Annotated in this window: 30 protein-coding genes and 2 pseudogenes; 15 read left to right on the plus strand and 17 right to left on the minus strand. The window is 47.9% G+C overall.

The window, feature by feature from the left end; translation table 11 throughout:
* Nucleotides 1-19 precede the first annotated feature (19 nt).
* On the minus strand, nucleotides 20-1258 hold the full coding sequence (locus tag QRN24_RS13140; RefSeq protein ID WP_014168436.1) for an MFS transporter: 1239 nt from the start codon (nucleotides 1256-1258) through the stop codon (nucleotides 20-22).
* 241 nt (nucleotides 1259-1499) lie between these two features.
* On the opposite strand from QRN24_RS13140, the gene QRN24_RS13145 reads away from it, so the two are divergent.
* The 4 genes from QRN24_RS13145 to QRN24_RS13160 all read left to right on the plus strand — a co-directional run bounded on the left by QRN24_RS13145 (nucleotide 1500) and on the right by QRN24_RS13160 (nucleotide 4421).
* Nucleotides 1500-2495 carry a LacI family DNA-binding transcriptional regulator gene (locus tag QRN24_RS13145; RefSeq protein ID WP_044859407.1) on the plus strand — a complete coding sequence of 332 codons (996 nt, stop codon included), beginning with the start codon at nucleotides 1500-1502 and terminating at the stop codon, nucleotides 2493-2495.
* A 50-nt stretch (nucleotides 2496-2545) separates the two neighbouring features.
* Nucleotides 2546-3118 (plus strand): DUF1349 domain-containing protein, encoded by a 573-nt coding sequence (locus QRN24_RS13150; RefSeq protein ID WP_020885350.1) that lies wholly within the window; start codon nucleotides 2546-2548, stop codon nucleotides 3116-3118.
* Between the two features lie 288 nt (nucleotides 3119-3406).
* A complete protein-coding gene (locus QRN24_RS13155; RefSeq protein ID WP_284942782.1) occupies nucleotides 3407-3664 on the plus strand; it encodes a YjhX family toxin in 258 nt (85 codons plus the stop codon).
* Between the two features lie 10 nt (nucleotides 3665-3674).
* Complete coding sequence (locus QRN24_RS13160; protein ID WP_284942783.1) at nucleotides 3675-4421, plus strand: SAM-dependent methyltransferase; 747 nt, start codon at nucleotides 3675-3677, stop codon at nucleotides 4419-4421.
* Between the two features lie 95 nt (nucleotides 4422-4516).
* Here QRN24_RS13160 and QRN24_RS13165 read toward each other — a convergent pair whose 3' ends face one another.
* Nucleotides 4517-4969, minus strand: coding sequence for a SymE family type I addiction module toxin (locus QRN24_RS13165; protein WP_284942784.1), 453 nt, complete (start codon nucleotides 4967-4969; stop codon nucleotides 4517-4519).
* 299 nt (nucleotides 4970-5268) lie between these two features.
* Between QRN24_RS13165 and QRN24_RS13170 the strand changes: the two genes are divergently transcribed.
* Nucleotides 5269-6144 (plus strand): phosphorothioated DNA-binding restriction endonuclease, encoded by an 876-nt coding sequence (locus tag QRN24_RS13170; protein ID WP_014168429.1) that lies wholly within the window; start codon nucleotides 5269-5271, stop codon nucleotides 6142-6144.
* A 296-nt stretch (nucleotides 6145-6440) separates the two neighbouring features.
* On the opposite strand, the gene QRN24_RS13175 is transcribed toward QRN24_RS13170, so the two are convergent.
* The 12 genes and pseudogenes from QRN24_RS13175 to QRN24_RS13230 form a co-directional block, all read right to left on the minus strand.
* A complete protein-coding gene (locus QRN24_RS13175) occupies nucleotides 6441-6812 on the minus strand; it encodes a TA system toxin CbtA family protein (protein ID WP_284942785.1) in 372 nt (123 codons plus the stop codon).
* 38 nt (nucleotides 6813-6850) lie between these two features.
* Complete coding sequence (locus tag QRN24_RS13180; protein WP_169330389.1) at nucleotides 6851-7216, minus strand: type IV toxin-antitoxin system YeeU family antitoxin; 366 nt, start codon at nucleotides 7214-7216, stop codon at nucleotides 6851-6853.
* A 25-nt stretch (nucleotides 7217-7241) separates the two neighbouring features.
* Entirely contained in the window at nucleotides 7242-7463 is a 222-nt protein-coding gene (locus QRN24_RS13185) for a DUF987 family protein (RefSeq protein WP_063963757.1), read from the minus strand.
* Nucleotides 7460-8002, minus strand: a complete 543-nt coding sequence (gene radC / locus QRN24_RS13190) for a RadC family protein (RefSeq protein ID WP_284942786.1) — start codon at nucleotides 8000-8002, stop codon at nucleotides 7460-7462. The genes QRN24_RS13185 and radC overlap by 4 nt, the downstream gene beginning before the upstream one ends.
* A 12-nt stretch (nucleotides 8003-8014) precedes the next feature.
* Complete coding sequence (locus QRN24_RS13195) at nucleotides 8015-8458, minus strand: antirestriction protein (RefSeq protein WP_001093282.1); 444 nt, start codon at nucleotides 8456-8458, stop codon at nucleotides 8015-8017.
* Between the two features lie 30 nt (nucleotides 8459-8488).
* Nucleotides 8489-9310, minus strand: a pseudogene (locus QRN24_RS13200) (DUF932 domain-containing protein).
* A gap of 98 nt (nucleotides 9311-9408) precedes the next feature.
* Nucleotides 9409-9639 (minus strand): DUF905 domain-containing protein, encoded by a 231-nt coding sequence (locus tag QRN24_RS13205; RefSeq protein WP_063925496.1) that lies wholly within the window; start codon nucleotides 9637-9639, stop codon nucleotides 9409-9411.
* 71 nt (nucleotides 9640-9710) lie between these two features.
* Nucleotides 9711-10160, minus strand: coding sequence for an IrmA family protein (locus tag QRN24_RS13210; protein ID WP_000734140.1), 450 nt, complete (start codon nucleotides 10158-10160; stop codon nucleotides 9711-9713).
* A complete protein-coding gene (locus QRN24_RS13215; RefSeq protein WP_000737933.1) occupies nucleotides 10157-10609 on the minus strand; it encodes a YfjS/YafY family lipoprotein in 453 nt (150 codons plus the stop codon). The genes QRN24_RS13210 and QRN24_RS13215 overlap by 4 nt, the downstream gene beginning before the upstream one ends.
* A gap of 36 nt (nucleotides 10610-10645) precedes the next feature.
* The gene (locus QRN24_RS13220; protein ID WP_169330504.1) at nucleotides 10646-11215 is read right to left on the minus strand and encodes a hypothetical protein; all 570 of its coding nucleotides are present in this window, start codon (nucleotides 11213-11215) and stop codon (nucleotides 10646-10648) included.
* Nucleotides 11215-11919 carry a helix-turn-helix transcriptional regulator gene (locus tag QRN24_RS13225; protein WP_169330392.1) on the minus strand — a complete coding sequence of 235 codons (705 nt, stop codon included), beginning with the start codon at nucleotides 11917-11919 and terminating at the stop codon, nucleotides 11215-11217. The genes QRN24_RS13220 and QRN24_RS13225 overlap by 1 nt, the downstream gene beginning before the upstream one ends.
* 200 nt (nucleotides 11920-12119) lie before the next feature.
* Entirely contained in the window at nucleotides 12120-12995 is an 876-nt protein-coding gene (locus QRN24_RS13230; RefSeq protein WP_169330393.1) for a GTPase family protein, read from the minus strand.
* A gap of 652 nt (nucleotides 12996-13647) precedes the next feature.
* Here QRN24_RS13230 and QRN24_RS13235 point away from each other — a divergent pair.
* From QRN24_RS13235 to QRN24_RS13250, 4 genes and pseudogenes are all read left to right on the plus strand, one after another.
* A complete protein-coding gene (locus QRN24_RS13235) occupies nucleotides 13648-14331 on the plus strand; it encodes a hypothetical protein (RefSeq protein WP_169330394.1) in 684 nt (227 codons plus the stop codon).
* A 597-nt stretch (nucleotides 14332-14928) separates the two neighbouring features.
* On the plus strand, nucleotides 14929-15276 hold the full coding sequence (locus tag QRN24_RS13240; protein ID WP_142418150.1) for a hypothetical protein: 348 nt from the start codon (nucleotides 14929-14931) through the stop codon (nucleotides 15274-15276).
* Between the two features lie 96 nt (nucleotides 15277-15372).
* Nucleotides 15373-16185 (plus strand): hypothetical protein, encoded by an 813-nt coding sequence (locus tag QRN24_RS13245; RefSeq protein ID WP_142418149.1) that lies wholly within the window; start codon nucleotides 15373-15375, stop codon nucleotides 16183-16185.
* Nucleotides 16186-16296: 111 nt separating this feature from the next.
* Nucleotides 16297-16897 (plus strand): annotated as a pseudogene (locus QRN24_RS13250) (tyrosine-type recombinase/integrase).
* A gap of 75 nt (nucleotides 16898-16972) precedes the next feature.
* Here the strand turns inward: QRN24_RS13250 and QRN24_RS13255 are convergent.
* Nucleotides 16973-19105 (minus strand): CHAT domain-containing protein, encoded by a 2133-nt coding sequence (locus QRN24_RS13255; protein WP_275000321.1) that lies wholly within the window; start codon nucleotides 19103-19105, stop codon nucleotides 16973-16975.
* Between the two features lie 632 nt (nucleotides 19106-19737).
* Nucleotides 19738-20655 (minus strand): hypothetical protein, encoded by a 918-nt coding sequence (locus QRN24_RS13260; protein ID WP_284942787.1) that lies wholly within the window; start codon nucleotides 20653-20655, stop codon nucleotides 19738-19740.
* Nucleotides 20656-21070: 415 nt separating this feature from the next.
* On the opposite strand from QRN24_RS13260, the gene QRN24_RS13265 reads away from it, so the two are divergent.
* Together QRN24_RS13265 and QRN24_RS13270 are read left to right on the plus strand one after the other, a co-directional pair.
* Entirely contained in the window at nucleotides 21071-21649 is a 579-nt protein-coding gene (locus tag QRN24_RS13265) for a YagK/YfjJ domain-containing protein (protein ID WP_284942788.1), read from the plus strand.
* A 107-nt stretch (nucleotides 21650-21756) separates the two neighbouring features.
* Nucleotides 21757-21966 carry a helix-turn-helix transcriptional regulator gene (locus QRN24_RS13270; RefSeq protein WP_212025787.1) on the plus strand — a complete coding sequence of 70 codons (210 nt, stop codon included), beginning with the start codon at nucleotides 21757-21759 and terminating at the stop codon, nucleotides 21964-21966.
* Between the two features lie 218 nt (nucleotides 21967-22184).
* Here the strand turns inward: QRN24_RS13270 and QRN24_RS13275 are convergent, their stop codons facing one another.
* The gene (locus tag QRN24_RS13275; protein WP_284942789.1) at nucleotides 22185-22793 is read right to left on the minus strand and encodes a DUF1062 domain-containing protein; all 609 of its coding nucleotides are present in this window, start codon (nucleotides 22791-22793) and stop codon (nucleotides 22185-22187) included.
* Between the two features lie 961 nt (nucleotides 22794-23754).
* Here QRN24_RS13275 and QRN24_RS13280 point away from each other — a divergent pair.
* Genes QRN24_RS13280 through QRN24_RS13295 form a run of 4 tightly spaced genes read left to right on the plus strand, consistent with a single transcriptional unit; the run spans nucleotide 23755 to nucleotide 26992 of the window.
* Nucleotides 23755-24189 carry a VOC family protein gene (locus tag QRN24_RS13280; RefSeq protein ID WP_284942790.1) on the plus strand — a complete coding sequence of 145 codons (435 nt, stop codon included), beginning with the start codon at nucleotides 23755-23757 and terminating at the stop codon, nucleotides 24187-24189.
* Nucleotides 24190-24249: 60 nt separating this feature from the next.
* The gene (locus QRN24_RS13285; RefSeq protein WP_047365985.1) at nucleotides 24250-25068 is read left to right on the plus strand and encodes a GNAT family N-acetyltransferase; all 819 of its coding nucleotides are present in this window, start codon (nucleotides 24250-24252) and stop codon (nucleotides 25066-25068) included.
* A gap of 40 nt (nucleotides 25069-25108) precedes the next feature.
* Nucleotides 25109-25681, plus strand: a complete 573-nt coding sequence (locus QRN24_RS13290) for a DUF1349 domain-containing protein (protein WP_096924188.1) — start codon at nucleotides 25109-25111, stop codon at nucleotides 25679-25681.
* A gap of 39 nt (nucleotides 25682-25720) precedes the next feature.
* Nucleotides 25721-26992, plus strand: a complete 1272-nt coding sequence (locus QRN24_RS13295) for a multidrug efflux MFS transporter MdtM (RefSeq protein WP_047365987.1) — start codon at nucleotides 25721-25723, stop codon at nucleotides 26990-26992.
* Nucleotide 26993: the final 1 nt, after the last annotated feature.

Genomic DNA, 26993 nt, shown 5'->3' on the forward strand with positions numbered 1-26993 from the left:
CGTCTTTACTCTCAGTACATTACACAGCGTTTTGCTGCAGAAAAGATGGCTCAGATGAGGATTTTGTTGAGCGCAAAAGGAAAATGGAAATAAACGTGGTGCTGAACACCATGATGCCCATGATCAGATAGGATTGGGCGAAGCCAAATCTCTCATAGCTAAAGCCTGCCAGCGGGGACAAGACGGTGCCAATGACGGAGCTGGTGCAGGCAAATCCCACCAGATAAATGGTGGAGGAGAGACGTTTGTCGAAATTCAGGCTGTTGTATTTAAATATGGCGACTAACAATATTGGCAGTTCGACCGCGTGAAGCAGTTTGGTAATGGAGATAAGCAAGGGGCCTTCCACCAGCCCGGAAGCAATCATGCGCAGCGCCATCACCATACCAGCGAATATCAGGCCATTTTTAGCGCCAATGCGATTAACCAGCCACGGCGCACAAAACATACCCGCGGCCTCGAGAAAGACCTGGAAAGAGTTTAAATAGCCAAACATCTCGTTCCCTTCTCGTAATGTCGGGAACTGTGACGAGAAATAGACCGGGAATTGCTGATCGTATACGCCGTAAATGCAGGTTCCGACCACGAAGAATATCAGTGCCCAGAAGCGCGGCAGAGTCAGCAGACGCAGGGCGTCTTCCAGAGATACTTTTTTAGCGCCAATTTCGAGTTTCTCCATGCTTGCCGGCGCGGCCACCTTTAAGCGGGCCAGCAGACAGAAGAAGATTAACCCTGAGCAAGAGGCCACCAGGAAGTTAAGGTCAGGGTTGATATTAAACAGTAACCCGGCAAAAAACGTGGCGACCGCCCAGCCCAGAGACCCCCACATGCGTGCCCGCCCAAACTCAAAGGTACTCTGACGCGCAACGCGCTCGGTATAGGACTCCAGAACGCCGATACCACCATTAAACGTCAGGCCGATAAACAAGCCCCCGAATACGCTGCCCAGCAGAATATTAACGCTCAGCAGGTAGCTAAAAAGCAGATAAGCCGGGCCGGAGAGGATCAACAACGCCGTGATAAACCATAACAAATGTTTGCGCAGACCGAGTCGGTCCTGGATAAAGCCATAACAGACCTGCGCGAAGAGCGCGGAGACGGATAACACGGAAAAAATAATGCCGGTTTCCGATGCCTTTAGCCCCACTTCCTGGTGAAGCCAGATTGAGAGAAGTGAACTTGATGAGGACCAGGTCACAAAGAAAAAGAACAGCAGAGCGCTGAGCAGCATGTAACTTCGAGTAGGCCGTTTTTTCATCTACGTAATCTCGCAAGAAGGATATGCTAAGATGGTAACGTTAACATTTCAGGCGTACACTCGGTTTTGATGTGATACTCGATGTTAATCACAAAAGTTAACGTTAACATTAATGTGTTGAGATCGCGCTCAAACTTTTGAGTGTGACTTGCGTAACCCTGGGTGTCGGTGCCTAGAATAGGACATTCGCATTGGCTCACAACACCTTACCGGGTCGAATGCATTCAGATAATGGAAAGCTATGGCGTCTTTAAAAGATGTGGCCAAACTGGCCAATGTATCGCTCATGACGGTTTCCCGGGTGCTCAATGACCCGAAACGCGTAAAGCCTGAAACCCTGTCCCGGGTGCAGGAGGCGATCCTGCAGTTAAATTACGTGCCTGACCTCTCAGCCCGGCAGGTTCGTCGTGTCGGCTCCCGGAACAAAACCATCGGCGTACTGGCGCTGGATACCGTCACCACCCCTTTTTCGGTAGAAATCACGCTGTCTATCGAAGAAACCGCACGCGCGTACGGCTGGAACAGCTTCGTGGTGAATATGTTTACCGATGATAATCCTGACGATATTGTCGACCTGCTGCTCGCCCACCGGCCCGGGGGGATCATTTTCACCACCATGGGGCTGCGTGAAGTGAGCATCCCTCCCCGGCTACTGGAGCACCCTTGCGTTCTGGCCAACTGCGAGAACACGGGAGAACCGGTTGCCAGCTATATACCTGACGATGAGCAAGGCCAGTATACGGCCGTACAGGCCTTGCTGGCGGCGGGATACAGCCGCCCTCTCTGCCTGCATTTACCTGTCAACCATCTGGCGACGCGTCGCCGCCGTCAGGGACTTGATCGCGCCTGCCGTGAAGCCGGTATCGATCCTGATACGCTTGAGCACTGCTATATGCAATTTGGCGATGAGCACTACCGGGATATTCCGGAGATGCTGCTGGCGCATATCGTTCAGGGGAAACCGCAATTTGATTCGGTCATCTGTGGTAACGACCGTATTGCCTTCATGGTGTATCAGACGCTGTTAACGCAGGGTATCCGAATCCCACAGGATATTGCCGTTCTTGGCTACGATAATCTTGTCGGCATCGGAAATTTGTTTTTACCCCCGCTATCCACGGTCCAGCTGCCGCATTATGAGATTGGGCGCTTAAGTACCCTGCACATTATCAATGGCGACACCCATCGGGATAAGGTGCTGGTCGAGAGCCCCTGGCTCAGGCGCGAATCCTGTTGAGCAAGAGAGGCCGCATACCGACGACCTTTTGACAGTCAACTGGGGACATTATGCAAAACGAATTTTACTGGATAAACGAACCCGCCAAATGGCATAGCGAGAACAACACGTTATCGGTCGTGACAGACGACCACACCGATTTCTGGCGCCATACGTGGTACGGATTCGAGCGTTTCTCGGGCCACATCTACGCGACTGACGCGGCAGGTGATTTCACGTTTCAGACTAACATACGTGCTGATTTCAGCACGCTCTATGACCAGGCGGGAATCATGCTGATGTCGGACGAGCAACACTGGCTCAAGGCCGGGATTGAATACAATGATGGCGCGCCGGCCATTGGCAGCGTACTGACGTTACAGGCCTCCGACTGGGCAACCGGTATCTTCCCGGGTAACCCCCGGGAGTTCTGGCTTCGCCTGACCCGCAAGGGAGACGCGTTGCGGTTACAGTACTCAGCAGACGGGCTGTCGTGGCCTTTGCTGCGTTTATGCCATTTCCCGTCGGGGCCAGTGAAAGTCGGTGTCATGTGCTGCACGCCCGAACGCAGCGGCTTAGCCGTCGAGTTTAGTGATTTCAGTCTCGCTCCGGCCATGGATAAAGCGCTACACGATCTCAGCTGATTTACATCGCGCCATTCGGTTCTACGATCCGTTGATGGCGCTGCCTGAGCTTCCACCTGGATCACACTTTTCCCACCCGACCATTCCCTTAAAATAAACAGGTGATATTATTCACCCCGTAAATACCTCTCAACTCAACCCGAGGCTTTGATGCTGGAGAATGTCATCATCCGATAATCAGCTCCCCGACCTTTCAGGCCGGACTGATTATCAATGCGCCGAAATCGAATGCGGACACCGCGGTGTGTTTGCACGTTTTGCACATGATGATTAAACAGGTTTTCCAGTATGAATTTATCCCGTCAGGAACAACGTACCTTACACGTTCTCGCCAAAGGTGGACGTATTGCGCACGTCCGCGATAGCTCAGGCCGCGTCACCGCCGTTGAATGCTACACCCGCGAAGGGCTGTTGCTCGCCGACTGCACGCTCGCCGTCTTCAAAAAACTCAAAACCAAAAAGCTGATCAAATCCGTCAACGGTCAGCCCTACCGCATTAACACGACCGGGCTGAACAGCGTTCGTGCCCAGCCAGATAATCGTTAAGGAGAGGATGATGGATATCCCACGTATTTTTACCGTCAGCGAAAGCGAACACCGCATTCATAACCCGTTCACCCCGGAAAAGTACGCCACGCTGGGCCGCGTGTTACGCATGAAGCCAGGCACGCGCATTCTCGATCTCGGCAGCGGCTCGGGGGAGATGCTCTGCACCTGGGCGCGCGATCATGGCATTACCGGCACCGGCATCGACATGAGCCGACTTTTCACCGAACAGGCAACGCGCCGTGCTGACGAACTCGGCGTCAGCGATCACGTGCGTTTTATTCATGACGACGCGGCCGGATACGTCGCAGATGAAAAATGTGATGTGGCGGCCTGCGTAGGCGCCACCTGGATTGCCGGCGGCGTCGCCGGAACAATGGCGCTGCTGGCAAAAAGCCTCCGGCCTGGCGGGATGATACTCATCGGTGAACCCTACTGGCGTCAGGTTCCTGCGAGCGATGAGATAGCCCAGGCCTGCGGCGTCTCGTCCATCGCAGACTTTCTCACCCTGCCCGACCTGGTCGCCTCGTTCGACGCCCAGGGCTATGACCTGGTGGAAATGGTCCTGGCAGACCAGGAAGGCTGGGACAGATACGAAGCGGCGAAATGGATGACCCTGCGTCGCTGGCTGGCGGAAAACCCTGACGATGACTTTGCACAAGAAGTTCGCGCGGAGCTGACAATTGCGCCCAAACGCCACGTCACCTACACACGAGAGTACTTTGGCTGGGGGGTGTTTGCGTTGATTGCCCGATAGCCTGAAACAGGCGGTATAGCCTTAACGACTATACCGCCTTCACGCATCAGGTATTAAGGCGGCTCAGGATAATATGAACGCGGATTCCGTCACGTTCACCCGCGTTTAATCACCGGGATATCGCCCGTATCATTTAACGCCCCCGGAAATGTTTTTAACCACTGAGAGACTTTTTGTTTATTGATATTCACCACACTCATCCCTTCCAGGCATCCCCATAATTCTCTTGTATGCTGCGGCGTGATCACAATACAGTCTTTCATCACCCGGATTTTAACCGGCATACCGCTGATAAACCCTGCCCGGGTTAGCCAGTCTCCCCCCAGCGGAAGATATTTATTATCTATCCGGGCATAGAGTTCACAGCAGGCGGAACTTGCTTCCGGCGTTTCTGCGCGGGGGTGAACAGGCGCGACACTGGTCTGGTTGCCGTGAAGACGGCGGGTGCTGTTTTTGCGTACCAGCTCGCGGTTTTCAATCATGCCGGTGAAAGCATCTGATTCTGTTTTGCAAACCGTAAACTCTGGCTTAAAATTCGGCGCAGCCATTTTCAACTCCTCAGTAGTTGTTGTGGTTAGCGGTATGGGGGTGTTGCAGCACCTTCATATCGCGTCTCTTCGTAAATAATTCCTGTGAAACTTACTCTGCCGTTCGGCGTTATTTCTGATGCGTATTATACCAGGCTGAATATAAATACAGCGGTTTGGCGTGGGGTAAATTTGGAATTTGCGAGGGGGATTCAGGAAATAGTGTTGTGTGCGCTAAGGCCATGTTTTTGTTCGTTGTGGGTTGATTGGTCTGGGTTTTGCGAGCATCATCGCAATTATTTACCTTCTTCCGTAACGCGATGGCTTCCAGCAAAACACTCGAACAGGCAATTGCCAACATCACCATCTGGCGCAAGGGCGAACAACGTGCGCCGCATAAACCCTTATTGCTTCTGTACGTGCTGGCAAACTATCAGCAGGGGCATGCACGTCTGTTTGACTACGGTACCGAGGTACATGCTCAACTGCTAAGCCTGTTAGAACGCTTTGGTCCAGACAGGAAAGAACATTACCCAAACATGCCCTTCTGGCGGCTCAAAGGGGATGGATTCTGGGATCTTGAGAACAGTGAACTCTGTTCCACCACTGGCAGCAAACAGCCACCGGTAAAAGAGCTTGTTGAACATAAGGTCGCTGGCGGTTTTGATGAAGAACACTATGCGCTACTGAGAAAGAACAAGAAGCTGATCGGCTCGCTGGCACAGAAGATCCTTGAGGCGCATTTCCCGGAAAGCATCCAGGAAGAGATCGCAGATGAGATGGGTTTTGATATTCAACAGATCCGTAAGGTTCGCGATCCGTTGTTTCGTCAGCAGGTGCTTCGCGCCTATAACTATGAATGTGCAATCTGCGGATTCAACATGCGACATGATAACACCTCCGTTGCGCTTGAAGCCGCGCATATCAAATGGAAACAGTTTGGCGGGCCGTGTGAAATCCCGAACGGGCTGGCACTGTGTGCAATTCATCATAAAGCGTTTGATAAGGGATCGATTGGGCTGGATGACAGTTTGCGGGTTCTGGTGTCTGAGGCGGTAAATGGCAACGGGAATGGGATTGTGGGAAGACTGTTCTGGGATTTCGCCGGGAAGCAGATAGCACTGCCGATGGTGAAAGGGAATTATCCAGGGGAAGGGTTTGTGGAATGGCATCGGAGGGAGGTGTATAGGGGGTGAGTGCGAAGGCCGGACTCGCACATTAAAATTAACTCCTTGAATTAAAACCAATAAAAACAAACTAATTTTATGTGTACCAACGCAGATACCAACACATTAATTCATTGGATTCGGGACTCGAATCAGGGCAAAGCCAACTGAACAAAATCCCCCTATGAGTAGATGATACAGATAAAGATGAGAAGCTGGCTTTAGCCTTCGCGAACTCCTCATCATCTGGTTACTGTTAGCTTTCCCTACATTGGACAGCATTGTATCAATGTTGTCGATATCAACATTAATTGACTGCCCATAGCTTATAGCTCCTGATGTTGACCTGCCGTTACCCTGGTAACAGTTTTGTGACTGTTGCGTTTCATCAGACCGGAGGCTTTCCGGGCACGTAGAATATCGATACTGGTGATAAACGGTGACTTCTCCATGACAGAGCAACCATCGCAGTCAATTCTTACCAGTTCATATTTTTCGACAAGAAAGTTTACCGCATCGCTAAGCGATATTCCTGCATCAATATGTTCCTGGATGATGGCTTCATCACTGAACGGTGTGTCATTCAGCGTCAGGCCATAGTGCTGCGATAACAGATGAGTCAGCAGCAACTGCCAGATTTCAACGGGTGACAGGCAGGGCTGAGCCGCCCGTGTCGGGTGTGATGATATGGTTTGCATGAGGTTTACTCTATGAAGTTAAGGGGATAAGCGGTGAGTTACTGCGGCTCAGTATGCTCAGGATAGATAGCAATGAAGACATAGCCACAGGAGCCGAGTGTGTCGGCTTCGCAGGTGAGTCCGTTGTGGTAAAGCGTGACGCTGTGCGGGTGCCTAGGGTTGAGCTCTCCGCTGGTGAGCATCAGCTCCAGCTGCTTGAGTATTAACGGAAAGGCCTGGTCGAGGCGCAACGCATGCTCGTCACTGAAAGCACCGTTAAACCCGGCGCGGTCAGCGAGAAAATGCAGGCGGTCGCCTTCTTGCACCAGCCGAGCTCCAAAACAGGGTGTGATCGTACTCTTTAGCCCCCACTGCTGGCAGGGGGAATTCTCAAGTATGGCACCGGATTCTGAGTGATTGTTCATTATTATTCCTGATTAAAGTGAAGGATTAATTGAGAGTAACGCTTCGAAGAATGACATAGGGGCCATTGCGGTCCTGACAACGTTCAGCAAACACGGCCAGAACGCCGCGTATGTCCTCCACCTCGCGGCCAGCATAATGGCAGATACTACCTGACCATTTATATTTGCCCGTACTGAAGCGAAACAGTCGGGATCCAGGATGTTGCCGGTACAGGGTCATTGCCTGGCGTTTGCTGATGATTTTCATATCCAGCCTCGCTCTGCGAACGACACAATGCCCTCTGAACCGATGACCAGATGATCGAGCGTGTTCACATCAACCAGTGCCAGCACTTCTTTAAGCCTGCCCGTAATGTTGCGGTCGCATTGGCTGGGCTCCGGGTCACCGGATGGATGGTTATGCGCCAGTACGACAGCTGCAGCATTGAAGCGAAGCGCTGATTTCACTACCTCACGGGGATGGACTTGCACATGGTTAATCGAACCGGCAAATAGCGTTTCACTCTCCAGTAAACGATGCTGGTTATCGAGATAGAGCACCATAAACACTTCCCGTTCTTGTCCTGCCAGATGTAACCGAAGCCAGTCACGGGCAGCAGTACTGGAGGTAAAGGATATACCGGGGTGGCGCAGATATTTATCCAGCAGATTGATAGCCCGGCGAATGGTGCGTTGGGCATAGGGGGTTAATCCGGAGGTCGCGGGGAGCAAACAACCATGCTGGGTCATAATCGCCAGTGGAAAGAGTTCAGGCTGAGATGACAGCGGGGATAATGCGGTATTCATGTTCGGTATCCCTCAGTCGATGAGATGCATAATGGCGCTGCACTCTGGATGGTTCAGCACGTAGTCGCGTAAGCGATAATAGTGCTCAGTCATCGCGTCACACTCGGTGCGACAGGCGTGGTGATTGTAAGTCATCAGACAGGCGACCATCCCTGCAGCTTCACTGGTAAGCTCTGCGCCATTGCCGTTCATGCTGTTGAACAATGTCCACTTCTCATCGTGATCTGACTCGGGAGCCATAAAAGCGCCGCGGTTGCTGAGTGTCGAAAAGCGCCAGATACCACCTTGGTAATCGGAACACAGCCGATCCATCCAGGCAAAGATTTGGGGCTCAAGCGTTATCCATTGCGGGATGGTGCCAAAGTGCTGTGGCCAGAAGCCAATGCGTAACTCGTCAGGGACCGCTGAGGCAGTAATTACGGTATGCTCCTCGAACTGATGATTTTTTGTATTCATTAAACTATCTCCTTATACCGGAACTGTTGTTTAACGCCCGAAAAATTCGAGCATGTTTTCTGCCATAACCCACAGGGCGCGATTGAGCTTCACATCGCCGTCAATGCCGGTAACGGCACGGGTGCGGCTGCTTTTCCCCTGTGCGGTTCGCCCTGACAGACCTCCTTTCATCAGGTTCTCCTGCACGCGCTGGTAGACAGTCCACAGGTCATCGCCGTAGTCCTCCCGACGACGCGGAGTCAGCAGCTACGATACCGTGACCGGCTGGTGGTCTTCGCCAAAGCGATATTTCAGCGCGGCATTCGCCAGCGCGTGACGGGCCGGGGCTGGCAGCGCCAGTGACTGCATCGCATCGCGCTTCACCTCCACCCGGTCAAAGACCCCGAGCACTTCGTAAGCCCCTTCAATCACCTTCTCGACGACATTGCCTTTATGCGGTACCCGCACTTCTCCGAATGACTGGCCGCAGACCAGACCATTGGTACAGACGCCTCGAAATAGCCCCGGCAACATCTGGTAGCTTGATGAGCCGTCATGGCTGTTAAGTAGAATGATTTCCGGCACCTGATGTCCTGACAGTTGACCGGCACGACGCAGGCGAAGCATGTGTTTGGTGTACTCCCGCTTGCTCTGGTCCCGAACCTTCGTCTGGCAGGCAAAGAACGGCTCAAAGCCTTCACGCTGCAGGCTTTCAAGGATGGTGATGGTCGGGATGTAGGTGTACATGTCTGAACGAGATTCATGTTTGTCACTCCCGAACACGCTGGGGACATGACTCATCAGCTCTTCGTAGGTTAGAGGCCGGTCACGTCGTATCTGGTTTATACGGCCAAAGCGGCTGGCTAATCGCATGGGTAACTCCTTATGCAGTGGGTAAAAAGATAAAAGGCCACACTTCCCGAAAGAGGTGTGCCCTGACTTTGTTTGTATCGGTGATGTGCTGGTGGTGGTTATGCAGGAAATTTGCGGATGCCATAACGAGTGATATACCGGTTCAGCCAGTAACCGGCATCCGGCTCAAAGTTCCAGGCTCGCCAAACCATGCAACGCTCATGACGGATAACCAGACGGAAATGCGTACCCTGGTCGTCCTCTATAGCAATGTTGGAATATTGAGCCGCAACCGCCTCTGCCTGCTGGCGCGAAAACGGTCCCTCTGGTAGTTCAGTGAGTTCAGGCATACAGGCTCCTTAAAACAAAAAGCCCCTGTGGCATAAGCGACAGGGGCTGAATCAAACGGGTAAAGAATTGGCTAAGACGCCTTACCTCCGACAACCGTGACTTGCAGCGGTTGGTAATACTGCGGGTCGAAAACAGACAGTGGCAGGTCAATCTGGTAACCATTACGCTCTTCCGTTGCCTTCATGATTTCGACAGAGCTGACGTTTTCCACGCATTCGTTCTCCAGCGAGGCTTCCTGAGAGCGAGTCGCATCGCTCTCACCAAATGCAGCCACCGCCATATTCCCCTTAACCAGCGTGTTTCCCCCTTTGTCTTTCAGACGTAGGGAGAGCGTCAGAGGCCCAAACCCCTCACCACTGCCGCCGTTGTCCAGGCGAAACTGCCACACGCAGACATTGCCCGGCACCCAGACCATGTCTGTGTTGCGGATGCTGATGTAACGCTGTTCTTCGGCCTGAGCCGGTGAAAGCAAACAAAGGCTCAGAGCGAAAACTGAGATAACGCCTTTCAGCTTCTTCATGGATTTTTCTCCTGATTCTCCGGCAGATAGAGTTTCCCCATTTCCTTGCCATCGTGCGAATACACCACCGATTTTTCACCCGTGTAGCTGTCGGTTTCAATCCGGAAGCTCAGGGTGATATTGTCCGCAAGACACAGGGCAGCAATCAGAGGCTGCACCGTTTTCTGCTGCATATCCGCAATGTAGTAATAATTGCCTGACTCACAGCCTTCCGGCGACTGGTTGGTTTTCATCACCGTATATTGCGGTGTGCCGAAAGCATCCTTCTTTACCCATTCCTGGGCAATATCGGATTTATGCGAGACAACCTTGCTGAACGGTGGCGGAGTCAGGTCCTTAAAACTTGCTATCGTTTTCACACCCGCATCTTCCTTGCGGTCGCAGCCAGAAACCCCCATGGCACCGATAACCATCAAAACAGTGAGAACAGGTCGATACAATTTCTTCATGGTGCAGATTCCTTATTAATCGTCCGTTCCTTGGCTTCAGCAATTGCCGGTGCTCCGGCACAACTCTGCCAGACTCTGTTGAGCTACCCACTGCTGCAGTTTCTGCTCTGAGGCAGAACGCTTCGCCGCCAGGGCAGCTTGCTGCTGTTTGTTGACACAGTTTTCCGGGAATGCGGCAAGCACCTGGTTGCTGTGAGGTACATCAGCCAGCCCCAGCTGATACTGGGTGTCGATGATAGTGAAGTAACACCCTTTCCCCTGGTCTTCACTCTGATAGACCGAGGTCAGATCGGAGTAATAACCGCTGGCAGGTTTCAGATTCAGCTTGCGCACGGTATGCGTTTTCTTATCGGCGAGAAAATATACACCGCCACCACGCTGACGCAGCAGGAATTGCCTGGTCCAGGGATAATTGCCAATCACACTGGCCTGATAGAGCGTATTGTTCAGCGCGTCGTTGTCCATGCCATCTGCTGATTTCCAGCCATCCGCCTGCATGTACTGCCAGAATTTGACGGTACCCACGACAGTTTCAGCAGACGCCGGAAAGGTAGCGCCTGCGCAGAGACTGACGGCCAGCACCGTTGTAGTCAGTATTTTCTTCATCATGATTCCTTATGAGGTAAAAGACCGTCGCCGGTTCTGGCGAGCAGTGAGTGAAAAACGTGAAAATGGGGAAGAGCTCTGAGGAATTCCGGTTCGGTGAGAACGTTGCGAATCTGAAGGTTGGGCACGAACAGTTCCGGGTGCAAGGTAACTGCATGGATATCATTCAGCGGAAACACCGCCACTCGATGATGGTGCTCTCCAGTCAGATACCAGTGCCCGCCGCAGAGTACGAGGCGGTATGGTGCAAGCCCTGAGCAACGACAACCTTCAGCCAGCAGCGTCACGCGACGACGCTCTGATATGGCCCTTACAAGGCGTGTAAATATGCCTGGCCTGGGTGGCGACAATGACTCTGACTCTGCCCATATGAGACAAGGAGACTCACCGGGTCCACTTAACAGGGAACTGACCATGTGGTTATCCATGTCAGGAAACAGGGCCTCCACGCCTGACTGACGAGCAAAAGTCAGTACAGCCAGTTCGCGTTGATGACTACCAGAGAGCAGACGACAGGTGCCGTCGCGATATTCCAGATCCAGGTACATCAGTCGCTCACGAAAATCCCGGCGGAGGGTGCGGATCGATACACCAAACTCTGCTGCAAGAAGGCCCATATCCAGTGTTTCGCCAGCAACAAGGCGACTGATAATGAGGGACAGCCGAACCGCCAGCCGCTCATGGCGACGCTCAGTCTGGGACATTAGATTTTCTCCATCCTGTTAACAGGCTGAAAATTAAGTGATTAGTGTAACGAAGGGGCCGGACAGGGTATGGACATGGGAAGGCGTATTTTTTCAGTATGTGGATTTCAGCCATGATGCGGCTTTGCGCCTAATCGATGGGTTAGTTGCTCATTAATTGAGCGCAGCAAGGACAGGGAGTGTCCGCCATAAGCGGTTTGTCATAAGAAAATCCAGTCCCAGACGGCACGGGCAACGGTTACCACGGCTTCCCGCACGGTTCGAATCACCGTTTTCAGTGGCGCAGGCAGGAATGACGATGACTCAGCCGTATCGAAAACACAACCCACAGCGTCACCGAAACTGTCACGGGCCTGCGACTTTACCGGCTCTGTGCAGAGTCTCCCGTGCAGTTGTGTCACCACCGGACTGGTGGCGCGGTCAGGCAGACAGCGCATCATGGTTGCCACCATATCCTCAATGCCCCATCCAGTGCTGGCGGACACCGCACAGACCGGATGATGCGGTTTAAACATCGCCATAATCGCAGCCTGCTTCGCTTTAAGATTTCCCTGTTGGTGTGTTGAAGGTTTGCTGGTGAGGGTATCCCATTCATGACAGGGTTCGATTTTGTCGGCCTGGTTAATCACAAACAGTACCTTTTGCCTGTAAGGTTGCATCACACCGTGCCAGGACTGCTCGTCCACGGTTAGTGCCCGATCATCGGCCTTAATGACCCACAACACCAGATCCAGTTCCGGCAGGATTCGACGGTACAGGGCACGGTATTCTTGATCCCGCCGCCCGTTTTCACCAACCCCCGGTAAATCGACAATCACCAGACTGTGACGACCGCTGCGCAACCGGAAGCGCAGTACGTCGCGAGTACAGGCGTTCACATCACTCACCGGGGACACCTCACCCCGGAAAAGTTCGTTGCAAAGAGAGGATTTACCTGTACCACTTTTGCCCATGATGCCAATTACCGGCTCGTAATGGGTCAGGTTCTGGATACGTTCAAGAATAAGCTGGCGAAGCGTGTGCGGAAGCGACGCGAGCGGTTGTTCAAGGGCCTGAAGGCCGTCAGGTTTATTCATACAGTAGTCTCAGCGTGAAAAATAAAAAACCCCGAGTTCCAGTCAGGAAAGCGGGGATTCACAGAGATAATATCTATCTGAAATTATTTTGAATTTTAGATTAATACACAAAGGACCTTGTGTAGCCCAGGACTAAACGAGATCCGCTTCGTGCCAGGAGCAGACATTGCCAACGTTATGACCCTCGATTACATCAAAGAGCCCTATAGCCGAAACCTGCACCATAGCCATCTCTGTAGAATTCGTCCTAGGGGCTTTTAACAGACCTAGTTGTATGGATCGGAAGGAAATATTAAAGCTCAAGGCGTCAGTCCAGTGCTGTCCTGTTTGCTTACCACACAAAAGAGTACTGCTTGTACCTGCTAACTAATGGTATGCGGAGTGAGGGGGACGGGTAGAACCAAAAGCACTTACTACGTGTGGCGCTCTCCTGGAAGAGGAGACGTCGAAGTGATAACGCTAACAACAGTCTTACTGGTGATGCAGATAATGCTAGCTGGTCTGGTTGCCATAAAGCAACTGACCGGACGCCCGTAAGGGATGGAGGAACTTGATTAAAGGCAGGGGGGTTACCTCCCCTGCCTTTTTTCGTTTCTGCACAAGTTAGCTCTGTTATTATAATCCTTACTCACACTGTAAGGACATAGTTCAAATGACTGAATGGCTTAATGCACATTTTGGTGCAGACGCAGCTACTTATCTTAGCTTATTAGTCGGCGTACTGGCACTGTTTGGTATTGGGGGCGGTGTTACATATAGAATCAGACAGCAAAACAACATTAAACAGAAGGCAAAGAAAACCGAGGGTGATGTGAACCAGGCCGGGCGGGATATTAATCAGACCACCAACGTTTACCACACATCCAATGAATCTGCTGAGGACCCTGTAAAAAAAAAGCAAGATGAACATGATCTGAAGATCATCGACCAGATCCTTGAATTGCTGCCTTATGAGGATACTACTCAATGGGTTGAGCAGAGCTACCTGAGCGGTATACGGCAAGATGTTTGCTTAAACATTGAAAAAGCTGAAAAATTTAGCGGTGAAAAGTATCGGTTATTCAATACTGAAGTGAATGGTGCGAAAGACGCTTTTTTGGACGCTATGACCGCATATGTAGATAGTACGCTACCGTTTATGAGTGTTGATTACCCGAACAGAAAGCCATTGATGCTAAGCCTTCCCCATGACTGGAAGAGTAATAGTGTTGAATCGGAGGCTAACTTCCGCTTTCATCAGCAAAATGTGCGTGAAACATCGGGGGTGATGATTGCGCGCTATGAGGATTTTGTCAGGACATTTAAGGCTCATGGATTCATAAGCGATAAACTGTAAAGGCGCAGTGGGTCAGCGAACACCGCAACGACAGAAACGCGTAAGCGGTAAAATCAGCTTGTTTACTGGCGAGTTTATAGCCGTCCCTCCGGGGCGGCTTTTTTATGACTATAATCGACAGAATCACCTGAACGTCCAGGTGGGTTTCCCTGACAGGACGTCAAGGAATGTTCGCTTTGTGCCAGAAGCGGAAGTTGCTACAGTGACTTATCTTAGCCAAAGGAGTCATGGTCAACAACAAAGATATTGCTAACTGAGGTATGTATCTAATACTGGGGGGTAGGTCACATTTACCTATAATTCAGAACATTATTATGGCTATAAAAATGTGTACCATACAAAAGATTAATGCATTGTACAGCCGGATTCCTACACAAAGGAGAGTTTATGATTAACGAATCCATTCCCAGAAAACGAAATTATATCTTTCTATTATAGGCCTCACTCTATTTGCAAAGAACAATCTCTGGCCGCTTTAGAATGCGCCGGTCAAAAATTAGCCAAATAATCGCAGGGAAATAGCACACTTTTTGTGTTTAACTTTCAACAAGTTTTTGGCCTGTGCTGCGAACATTATGCCCCAAAAGGAGAATCCAGATGGTTCCAATCCAAGAAGTTGATTTTCACACGGATAAAAAAGTCTTCTACAAGCTGCATATTATTTCTCCAACAGGAACTGCACCATTTTTTACAGAGGTGTTTGTTTACGACTCTGAATTTAATCCACCCTTTGCATCAACGGTTACTTTTCATCAGCAGTTTCAGGATTCCAAAGCCGCGTTTGCTTATGCGCTTAGTTGGGTGGATGGCTACAGTAAAAAGCATGGTTACACGGTCAACCAAATCAACAATCCATGTAACTGTGAATTTCTATCACAAGCTGATCAACAACAATCACTCCAAAGTGCCAGGCTCAAAATCCAAGTTAAAGTAAATGGGGCATAACAATGCCAATCACGGCGACAGTTTCTTCGTTGCGGCGTCGCCTCCACTACAAACCTGCACGTCTTAGCGACGTTAGGCGAATCAGAGTAAATATCTATGTTCAGTGAATTAGAAAAGGAATTTCATAAAAAAGGGGTCCCTACGGATAAACCAGATTTTTATGATCATCCAAACTTTATTAAGGAAGAGCAACGAGATCCAAGCTACTTGATTAAGTTTGCAAAATTTGTAGCAGAAAAGCCATACACTAATGAATATCTAGAAAAGGCAGAGCTTATAATTTCTGATGTAGCAAAAATTTTAAGCAAACAGCTATTAGATAATGGCCGTCAAGGTGCTTGTGTGGATATATCAGGAATTCTTGCTCGTATACTGGAACGTAAAGGTATATGGTGTGCTTGCATTAAAGGCTCTTGCACAATTGATTTTCCAAAAAAGTCTAACGAGGAAACAACATACTACTGGTCATCAGACCATGGTGAATTTACCGCAGGACATGCTTGGGTATTTGCTCCACCATTCTCTATAGTGGATATCAGCTTGAAGCAGCAACCATACACAGGTACTAAAAAAAACTATATCCCTGACATTATCATGGTGAAAAATGCTGTCAAAACAACATCAACTATAGAAGACATTATCAGTCCTGAAATCAGGATGCTAATGAAAGCTCAAGGAATTCCAAAGCATCTTATGCTTAAGTATGGCGCATCCGAGATGAATCTCATCCAAGAAACATTTCCTGCCCAACTGATAGAACTTAATGAAACAAAATTCAAGTTTTCACCTGTTGCGGTTCATGCGTCTACAGAGTCATTGCCGGGTATGAAAAACATGAAGTTTAATGGAATGTATCCTTACGATATGTACAAAAAAACTATAAAAGATAAAGTGCCAAATATTGTCTAACTAGTAAATCCAGGTGACGCCTACGGTGAAACCTGATTCAGGCATTAACGTACGTTCCTCGCTCATAAGGGACAACCATACTCAAATCTCCACATTGCAGGAGATTTGAGTATGAACACGTCACCGTGGAACAAAGACCGTATCATCGGCCAAAAAAGATCACTTCAGATATCTCATATCTGGGGGATCCGAATCCGGCTTGAACTGGAAGGTAAAACGCTTGATTTAGCTCTGTTCAATATGGCCCGGGACATAAGCTACGAGGCTGTGAACTGGTCAAACTCAAAGTATCTGATGTTGCATATGGTAGTTCTGTTTCAAGCAGAGCAACGGTATCGCAACAGAAAACCGGTAGCCCTGTGCAATTTGAGATAACCAAAGGGACAAGAGAGGCTGTTGCTGCATTGATAAAGCATGGCAATTTGCATAGTAAAGACTTATTGTTTCGGTCTCGGGTCGGAACTAACCGGCACATATCAACCCGGCAATACAACCGAATTTTTCATGGGTGGGTAGAAAAGCCTGGTCTCGAAGATTCGCTTTACAGCACACATTCCATGAGAAGAACAAAACCTTACCTGATATACAAGAAAACCAAGAATCTCCGGGTGATCCAACTTCTGTTGGGCCATAAGAAACTGGAAAGCACAGTCCGTTATTGGGCATTGAAGTAGATGATGCGTTAGAGATCTCTGAATCGATAGAAGTCTAATGTTATCAGGGCTGCAACAGCAGCCCTGTGCCAGAAACGAAAGCATGAGATTTTAACTTAGCTACATACAGATTGTTAATCTTTGAGACTTATTGTGATTGCATCTGGAAAACCAATTTGACTATAGCACATGGTCTCCGTTATGAATAATTTCCTGTCGATAAAACTAATTACATCTTTGAGTGTGAGCCCCGTTAACTTCACTAATTTATTAATTACATAATCGTACCAATCGTGGTGAAGCATATTTATATATATATTAATATTAATGGCGTCTTCTTCCCATGAATTTTTCGGTATCAATCCTTCACGCTCAAACCCTCTTATTAAATCGCTCGCGTAGGACATTCTAAGAAAAACAGAAAGGAAAAGTCTTACATTAACATGAGTGAAATTCTTGGATAACGTGGAAGGAAATTCGTAAAACCGATAGATCAGTCGACTAACAAAAACAGCGGAGTCTACCGCATTTACTGGCAGCAATGTTCCGATGACACTTAATGCACCACTTATAACGAAGCCATTAGCTACAGAGGCATGAGAGCCACTTAGAGCTGATGTTAAACATGCACTAAGAATTACGATAGGAGGAATTCTTGCAATTTTCCTCAAACTCCAAGTGTCTACTTTATCCTCACCTATTATTAACCATCCATTACCTTCATTGCCATCATGATTTCCATGGCAGTCCATGACAAGAATGTAACCTTGATATTGATTTAGAGCATCTATAAGTTCAATTTTCGTTCTAACATCAATAATCTCACAGTCAAGATTTGGCATCTGTTTTTTAAATATTTCAATAGCGTTCTCTAATATAAACTTTAAGTGATCATCAGGTTCAAAAGAACGTATAATTAAAACCTTCTTCAGTTCAGATGCTTTAACTAAAGCACGAGGGAAATCTGAGGTGTTCTGTAGAAGAATGTTACCAGGTGTAGCATTTATTCTTGATATTTCATGACTGAACATAATAGGTATATTGTTAAATCTTACCCAGTCCAATGGTACATCACAAACGAAAGATAAATTGTTAAAATTTTGAGTTATATATGTCCTCAACTTGAAACCAAGGGCTCTTTTAATAACAGTATTGAATGCTTTAGATTTAGTAATGAATGGCTCACTATTTATTCCAGAAGAAACTGCAAGATCTTCAAGTTTTTCCAAATAATTGGAGTAATGATTTATAGCGTTTGGCATTCTTATCGCTGGGATTTCTTTATTCATACTAAGTAAAGCAATTGCAGCCGTTGTTAACCGCATTTCAGAACGTCTCAGCGAAGTGAAGTAACGGAAAGCAGGGCTTTTAAATAGTTCTTTTCTATCAAAGTTTACATTAAGTCTAATTCCAGAATACCCAGGGTTTCGTAAGACACCATCGATAAGAAATTTTTTCTCAACCAAAGATAAATCTTCCGTTATTAACTCATAAAATTGATTTTTTTTGTCATATAAAAAAGAGTGCATGCCAGGAGCAAAAAGTAAAACCTCCGTTGGAAGTGGTTTGTCTAATTGCTTTAAGCATTCGATGTATGCATCAACACTATGAAGTATTGTCCTTATAAATTCTCTTTTGCTGCTACCATCTTTAATTCTTTTAGGTGGAGATAACATATAGCCAAGTGATTCAATTAATAGTTCATTGGGAAGCGTTGAGTTGTTAAGTGTCGATCTCCAGGTTGATTTATAAAATAGAGCCCCTCTTCGCTTTAACTTTGTTGATATTTTTCTTTCCCCACTGTTTTTTCTTATTTTGTTTTCAATGAATTTAAAGCGAGAAAATAGGGCTCTATCAAAAGAGTATATGCTATTAATTTCTTTAAGCTGTAAGTCGGCGCGTTTAGAATCGCAACATATTATCGGAGGGATGTCAAAAAGCTTTTTTAGAGTACAGGCATATGAAAAATCTTCTTGAACACAAAAAATTATACAAAATGGCGCTTGATAAATATTTGGTATATTGTCAATGTTTTCTTTGGAGATGAGAATAATAGGGTTTTGCCCGTTTAGCTCGAGCTGGGAATTATCATTTTGTTTGATGAAAATATCACTAATTTCTTTTGGTGCTTTGGTTAATAAAAAAAGAATGTTGGATAACTCCGAATTGAGAATACCAGTATCGAAACCCTGAATTATAGTTTGTTCTCCAGTGGTAGGCATTATTACAACTTTAAGTATAGCCCCTTGTTCCTGTAGCAGTTCCATCAGATATCCAAATTAGTGAACTAAATTAATAATTTATACTTCATAACAGCAAGGATTAGCAACCAATTATTTTGATTTTAAGATGGTAAAGAGTTTTTGTACCGCAGTATGCATTTGAGGTAATAAAATCAGACAGAAGTTATGTTAACAATTGGAAATAAAAATGTTTCAAACTAACTTGGCCTAGACTATGATATAACTGATTGAAATGCTGAGTAAATTATCTAGAGTTTTGGTAATCAAAGTAGAAAAGTAAGTTAGTTATACTCTTGCCAGACAGGATGCTGGATGTATGAACCAATCATTTCCTTAATTATCAATTAATACAGTTCAGTTCAAATAACTTCGACTACGACATATGGGCTGATTCGAAGTTACGAAATTGATTGACTGCTAGTTTCGAAAGCCATCCAACCACTGTCCGCTCCTCGCTCATAGCGGACCTTCAGCTCAATCAGTTTGTCCGCTTAGTGTCAGAAGTAAACGTTCTAATTTTCATACCTCGACTATGTGCTCTGTACGTAACGGGACAAGGAGGAGATAGTGAGAGGACCCTAGATCGACTCAAAGGGTCGACTCAGATTCATCACTACAATGAGAAATCAGACGAAGAAACCACTGAGATCACAACGCTATTTAGCAGATCGCCGATAAGATTTTGATGCTTGCCAGGCATGTTTCATCTTCTCAATAAACTCCAGCTTCTCTTCAGGCTGGACGTTCCACACATCCATAGCCGCAATAATCATGTCATAACGCATGGACGTATTATAAGGGCGAAGATAGCCCGCTATTCGTTCTTTTCCTTTGAGATAGTCCCAGAGATAGACTAACTGAATTTCATCATCACGTGACATCCAGTCAAAATCTGTCAGAAAAAAATCATATTGCTCAAGCCAGCCCTCATGCAGTTTTTTGAAATAAGAGATCTTATCTCCAAGTGAGCATGGAGCTTCATCAATATATCTCATCACACCATTGATGAGTTCACGCTCAGTTACCGGGGTGGGGTTGTACAGATCGGTACTTGCTCCCGCGTTCAGATAAAATCGGGAGAAAACACGTTTCGGTTTTTTCGAGGCTGTGGCCTTTGGATTGGTTATCAGGTCCCAATCGATATCGTCCAGGTCGATATTCAAATTAGGGAAATCAAGATTTGTGAAGATATTATTATCCATTAAAAGAGAATTAAATCTTCCTGAACAACCGAGGTCATTCCCCAACCCACCAAGCGTCAGCCCTGCAGATAATACTGGGTATTCAAAAATATAATGGTGAGCAAACCACAATGCTCTTGGTGTACCTTTGAAACAATCAAAATAATCTTTATCAATCAGTAGCAGTTCAGCCCATTCTTTAAGAGTTTTCCGGCCAACTTTGATCCTGTCCTGATCGCCCAGGAAATGCCGTTCAAGGATCTCAGAGATTAAACGTCGAAACTGATCCGGCGAATCATAAGTACTCCACTGTAAGGAGTAATCAGTGTTGGAAAGCGCACCAAGCATTTTTAGATACATTATCTCGTAGCGGATCATATCGTAATGCAACATCGTCTCTTCCCTCTAATTCTGGCTCCTGAACACAGATTAGCATGAGCATCTTTTAGGTAGAGGGACTCGGGTCACAGGCTGAGGGATGACTGATTTTTTACTGATATCCTACTGATTTTATTGTGATAATACTCTGACATTTTACTGCATTATTCCTATGGTTTTTTCTCTACGAATCTCCTCTGTTCACCTCATTAAAATCGTTCAACAGCAGATATGAACATTTGGGTTTTTAGTATAATTAAAGGGGACTCCCTGTTTCTATACCACTCTGTTTACTGTTCCTTCCCCCAACAAGCAACCCTGCCTGTATTCCCCTGGATACACAGTTCCCTGTAACTGCCATATCTCCGCTTCTCTTAAAAATTACATCTCATCCCAATCCTTTGAACACTACCTGACAAAGGATAAATCAATGCACACACCTTACCCCTTTAATCCCAGATACACGATGAACTGGTTTCTACTGTCTCTAATCAACGACCACCTGAATCAACTACTGAACCGATACTCCCGAATACAGGCACTCAGACTCGACCTGTTCTATCAGAAAGGTACAGAGCGCTATAAACGCCATTCATGGAACGAAACCGAACGAGAGGTACGTGTACTGATTGAACGCACCCTGCAGCACACAAATCTGGCTGGGTATTTCTGGGTACTCGAGAACTCTGTAGACCACGGGTGCCATGCCCATATCGTGTTCTATCTCGACAGGCACCTTAACCAAGCTACCTACCCAATAGCTGAGAGAGTCGGAACAATATGGCGGGAAATAACGCAACGAGAAGGCTATTACAACCGCTGCGAATACAAGTCCACTTATGACGTCAGTATTGATAAGCCAGTGAACTACGATGATACCGAAGCCATCGATAACCTGCGCTACATCATCAGCTATCTCACCAAAGAAGAGCAAAAGCACGGCCATTATCATTACGGAGCCAGTGAGGTACCGCCGCCCAGCGGACTGGGGCGTCCTCGCACGGTGTAACTCACGTTCTGCACTTTTTTACGTATCAATCCATTGATGTGGAAGGGCTGGTAGTAACGAGCAATCAACCACCAGCTCAGGATAATCCCACAATGGAAGATAGCATTATGACAGAACAAATTTCTTTGCTTGATGATCAACTGGTGGATATGCGCTTCATCACGAAGCTTACAGGACTGACGGACAAGTGGTTTTACAAGCTAATTAAAGATGGTCTATTCCCGAAGCCAATCAAACTGGGCCGCAGTTCCCGCTGGAAGCAAAGCGAAGTCGAATTATGGTTACAGCAGCGCATTACGGATTCGCGCGGCCAATGATACAACCCATTCAATTAAGCTACGCCTTTGCCGATACCCCAATCCTTAAAGCACCATTCAGACTCGGCTCAATTCAAGCGATATCGTTTATCACCCCATTCACTAAAGTTCTCCATTCTGAAGCTGAAAAACTGAAGCTCCCCTATCCCCGGCCTATTTGGCATTATGTTGAACCGCTACCACACGGGCGTTTATTACCTCAGGGGAGCTTCATGTTTTTAACGATGCGTCAGAACAATCCTGCGCCTGGCATATAACGTTTCCGCAGACAGCTGGAATTCATATTCCGCTGCCTTCAGCTTTCTCGATTTAAGCATCTTCATCGTAACGCCGCTGATCTGCCCTGCCTCAACCCCTTTCAGAATTTCCCCGGCACTCAGCATGAGCTGTTGCTTCAAAATCGACAGCAGACTTACCTGAAATGAACGGGAAATCCTAACACTAACGCGGACCCGCTGGTGGGCAGTGATGCTTACCGGCCAGCGTTCCTGAACGGTAAAATCAGGCCGACCCGATAGCTCGGCATTATTTCGCTTCAGCGTAGCTGTGTCATAGGCAAAATGTAGAACCGTGGCTGCATCGTTCATCATCAATCGGTGATGAAGTTCGCGGTCAATTTTGTTGACGTGCAGGCGCGTAAACAGGGAGATATTCCAGGTGTAATCGCAGTGTGTGCATTTGTAGATACTCCACACGTCCAGCACCTTCTTTTGCGAATTAACCCGAAATGCCCCCGAAGGCAAAAAGTCCCGTTTAATGCTGCATGAAGGGCAGCGTTTCGCGATGCGCTGACACCCCACAGGCGTGACGGTCCATGTAACTTTCATAACGTACCTTTTTTAACCCATACAAAATCGGATCCGTACTGAACGGACCATGAATGTTTATGTACGAAAAATATTTAAGAGATATTTTTCAGCGGGTTAAAAAAAGATTTCCAACGTTACATTCCTGTAGATGTTCAACGAGATAAGTCGAGATTATCAAAATGGCGCTTTTTAGGTAAATGAGTTCAATCAATATTTATGGTGGTTAATCACGCTACTTAACCCCCCGGGAATCCCCCGCCTAGGATGTAATTGCATTGATGGCTAATCAGAAGCAATTATCTCTCCAGTTCTCATGAGCGCCTATCAATTAGCAGTACTGGATAGTCCCACCTTGTTTATTATTTGAGTGCGTATTATTCGGAAGGCATTATTTAAATAAACGCTAAACAACCATTTATTTATTATGGATATACTGATTTTATCCGTTAACCTGTTCTGGCTAACAAACGAACAGTTATACAGGAGGAAACTGTCAACCCGGAAGGAAAACGGTTAGCCACTTGTGGCTTGTTTTTACCGTTACGTTAGCACCAGGGCAACTAACCTTGCTCACAAGTGCCTTGTTTGTGGAATGATTCTTTTTCATTGTTTAGCAGCCTGTGCAGGCGGCTCTTTTTAAGGAGGCAGCATGCCACTCAATAAAATGAAGCGTCATGCCATACTCCACACGCTCTCTATACCTGAACGTAAACTACGCCCCGTAAAATGGCTTGCTCTTATCTCATCCCTGCTCGTTATATTACAACTGGCAATTGAGAGCCTGGTCATAAGCGAATAACGGAATAGCAATTCCTGTACAAAGACCAATTCTGGAATGATTTTCTGATATCTGTCGGGTTCAGAGCACAAAACTTAATGTATTTTTTTTCCAACAACACAATCATTACGTAGAGTTGTGCCTCTGTTGAGTTTCACAGGTAAAGACCTGACTGACAGAATCTGAATAAGGAAATGAACCATGGATAACTATACGCTGCATCGTGGCAGACTTATCGACCATATCCAGCTCGTGGTAAACAACTTTGCCGCAAGCAAAGCGTTTTACACTGCTGTTCTGGCGGTACTTACGATCCCCATGGTTATTACCGATGACGATTATATCTGGGCTGACGAACTGGTCATTTCGTCGGTTAAAAGTTCGGAGTCTGGCGGAGTGCCTACAGGACGGCACCATCTGGCCTTTCAGGCCGCAGACCGTGAATCGGTGAACGCGTTTTACCACGCAGCACTAAATCATGGCGGACGTGATAACGGCGCACCTGCCGAACGAACCTATCATCCCGGATACTATGCCGCTTTTGTTCTGGATCCGGACGGTAACAACATCGAAGCTGTTTACCATGGTGAGGGCGATCGCAGTGCCCGCTCTGTAGAAATCAGCTTCACTGTCTGAGAAAACAGGGAGCATATTTTCCCCTGTAGCTCCCGGTAACCGCAATGGAGAGCTTTATCTATGACCGTTATTCCGGTATCAGCCCTTGAATGCAGCATTACTGAGCTGTGCCGTATTCTTGCAGACAGCTTTAATGAATCATTGACACCGTTTGCGTTGCCACCGGAAATGTTTGCCTCACGTTTCATTTCAGAAGGACTCAGCCTTGAAGACTCGTTTGTCTGGCTGGTCAATGATAACCCGGCGGCAATAGCCATCGTAACCCGCAGAATGGACAAAGCGCGTCTGGCAGCATTTGGTGTGTTGCCTGAGTACCGGAGCCAGGGACTGGCAAAACAGATGCTTACTCCTCTGTTTACCTCCTTAAAAGAGAAAAAGTTATCCAGCGTGAGGCTGGAAGTGATGCGCGAAAATACCGGGGCAATCGCTCTCTATCACGCGCTCGGTTTTCAGGTTCGCCGACATCTGTGCAAATACCGGGGAGATCCACAGTCTCGTCCGGAAATACCTTCAGGGGATATGGAATCCAAGACTGCTGATGACTTCCTGCGTACCGTCTGGTCTGCACCAGATGATGATCTTCCCTGGCTGGCCAGCCCCCTGCAGCTCTTGTCTATTCCCTGCGACATCCTCAGGGATAACGAACATGCATGGTGTGCTGTCGCGGAGTTCATGGGACAACCTCAGCTCCGCTGTTTGTTTGTGGAACCGGTGTATCGTTACCAGGGACGGGCTAAAAGAATGCTTCAGAAAATCAATGCCAGATGGCCTGGCATAGGTACATCAGCCGCGATCCCAGAAACGCTGGCACCATTATTTACTGCGGCGGGTTATCAGGCTGAACCGTTATGCCAGTTTGAAATGGAACTGACATTTTAAACTATCGTTATGCTGCATTCCGCATGACAGGAGAACAATGATGAGTTGCAAGTTTGAATGGATCAATGAGCCCGCCGTATGGTGCTACGAAAATAACGCCCTGTCGGTAATCACAGATGAGCATACTGATTTCTGGTGCCGTACCTGGTACGGGTTTGAGCGTTTTACCGGCCACATCTACGCTACTGATGTAACAGGTGATTTTACTTTTCAGGTCAGGATCCGCGCAAACTTCACCACACTCTATGACCAGGCCGGAATTATGATTCTCTCTGACGAACAGCACTGGCTCAAAGCTGGCATCGAATTCAACGATGGCACACCTGCAATCGGGAGTGTACTCACGCAGGGATATTCCGACTGGGCTACAGGACTCTTTCCTGGGGATCCGAAGGAATTCTGGCTGCGTCTGACCCGTAAAAAAGATGCGTTACGACTGCAGTACTCCTCAGATGGACAGCACTGGCCATTACTTCGCTTATGCCATTTCCCTACGGGCCCTGTAAAAACGGGCATCATGTGTTGTACACCTCAGCGCAAGGGGTTGGAGGTAGCATTTCTTGATCTCAGACTGACTCCTGCGATGGATAAGGAACTGCACGATCTAAGTTGATAAATAACCATTCAATAATAAAAAACGGAGAACCCGTTTATGACGCCATTTTCGGGACGCCTTAGCAGGTATGGCAGCGTACTATTATTTCCACTGGCGATGATCATCTACGATTTTTCAGCTTACCTGACAACGGACCTTATTCAGCCGGGCGTCATTAACATTATAAATGAGTTACAGGCGGATGTTACGCTGGCTCCAGTATCAGTCAGTTTGTATATGGCAGGCGGACTGGCGCTCCAGTGGCTCCTGGGTCCTCTCTCCGACCGGGTTGGCCGCCGCCACGTCCTGCTCACGGGTGCAATGATCTTTGCCCTGGCATGCCTGAGCATGCTGTTTGTCACCTCGATCGAACAATACTTCGTCGCCCGCTTTATTCAGGGCACCAGCATCTGTTTTATCTCCACCGTTGGTTATGTATCAATACAGGAGGCCTTTGATGAAAAGGATTCCATCAGGATCATGGCTGCGCTGACCTCTATTGTTCTGCTCGCCCCGGTTATCGGGCCGGTGGCCGGCGCTGCGCTGATGGCGTTCATTCACTGGAAACTGCTTTTTGCCATCATCGGTGTGTTTGGTCTGGTAGCATGGTTCTTACTACTGTTCAAAATGCCGGAAACAGTTATATCTCAGGGAAGAGAATTCAAACCGGGTGAAGTGCTGTCAGATTTCATCGCGGCATTTCGCCATCCAGTGGTGCTGACCGGCTCACTGGCAGTCGCTTTTGGTAACCTGCCAATCATCACCTGGGTGGCGCTCTCCCCCGTGATCCTGATTGAGCACGGGGGTATGTCTCCCGGTACCTATGCCTGGACACAGGTGCCCGTGTTTAGTGGGATCATTATCGCCAGTGCGATCGTAGCGAATTTTATCAAAGACCCGACTTCACCGCGTTTTATCTGGGGTACAGTCCCGATACAGCTTGCTGGCTTGCTGACTTTGCTTGTCGGCAACCTGCTATGGTCACACGTCTGGCTATGGTCAGTACTGGGAACGAGCTTTTATGCCCTGGGTATTGGACTACTCTATCCGGTGCTGTTTCGCTTCACGCTCTTTTCTCATAACCTGCCAAAAGGCACCGTTTCTGCCACGCTGAATATTCTGGCGCTCGGCATAATTGCCCTTAGCATTGAAATAACTCGCTGGGTTTACTTCCATGCCGGCGGCAGGATTGCTTTCCACGGCGCGGCGCTGCTGGCCGGTATAGCCGTCATCATATCAGTTGCCCGCCTGCTTAAACTGCGTGGGCAGCATCAAAGCCAGTCAGTATCACCGGCAGGCTGTCTGCAACAAAAATACAAAAGTGAGTAAG

Source organism: Enterobacter sp. MEB024 (assembly GCF_030209635.1).
Lineage (GTDB): Bacteria > Pseudomonadota > Gammaproteobacteria > Enterobacterales > Enterobacteriaceae > Enterobacter > Enterobacter ludwigii.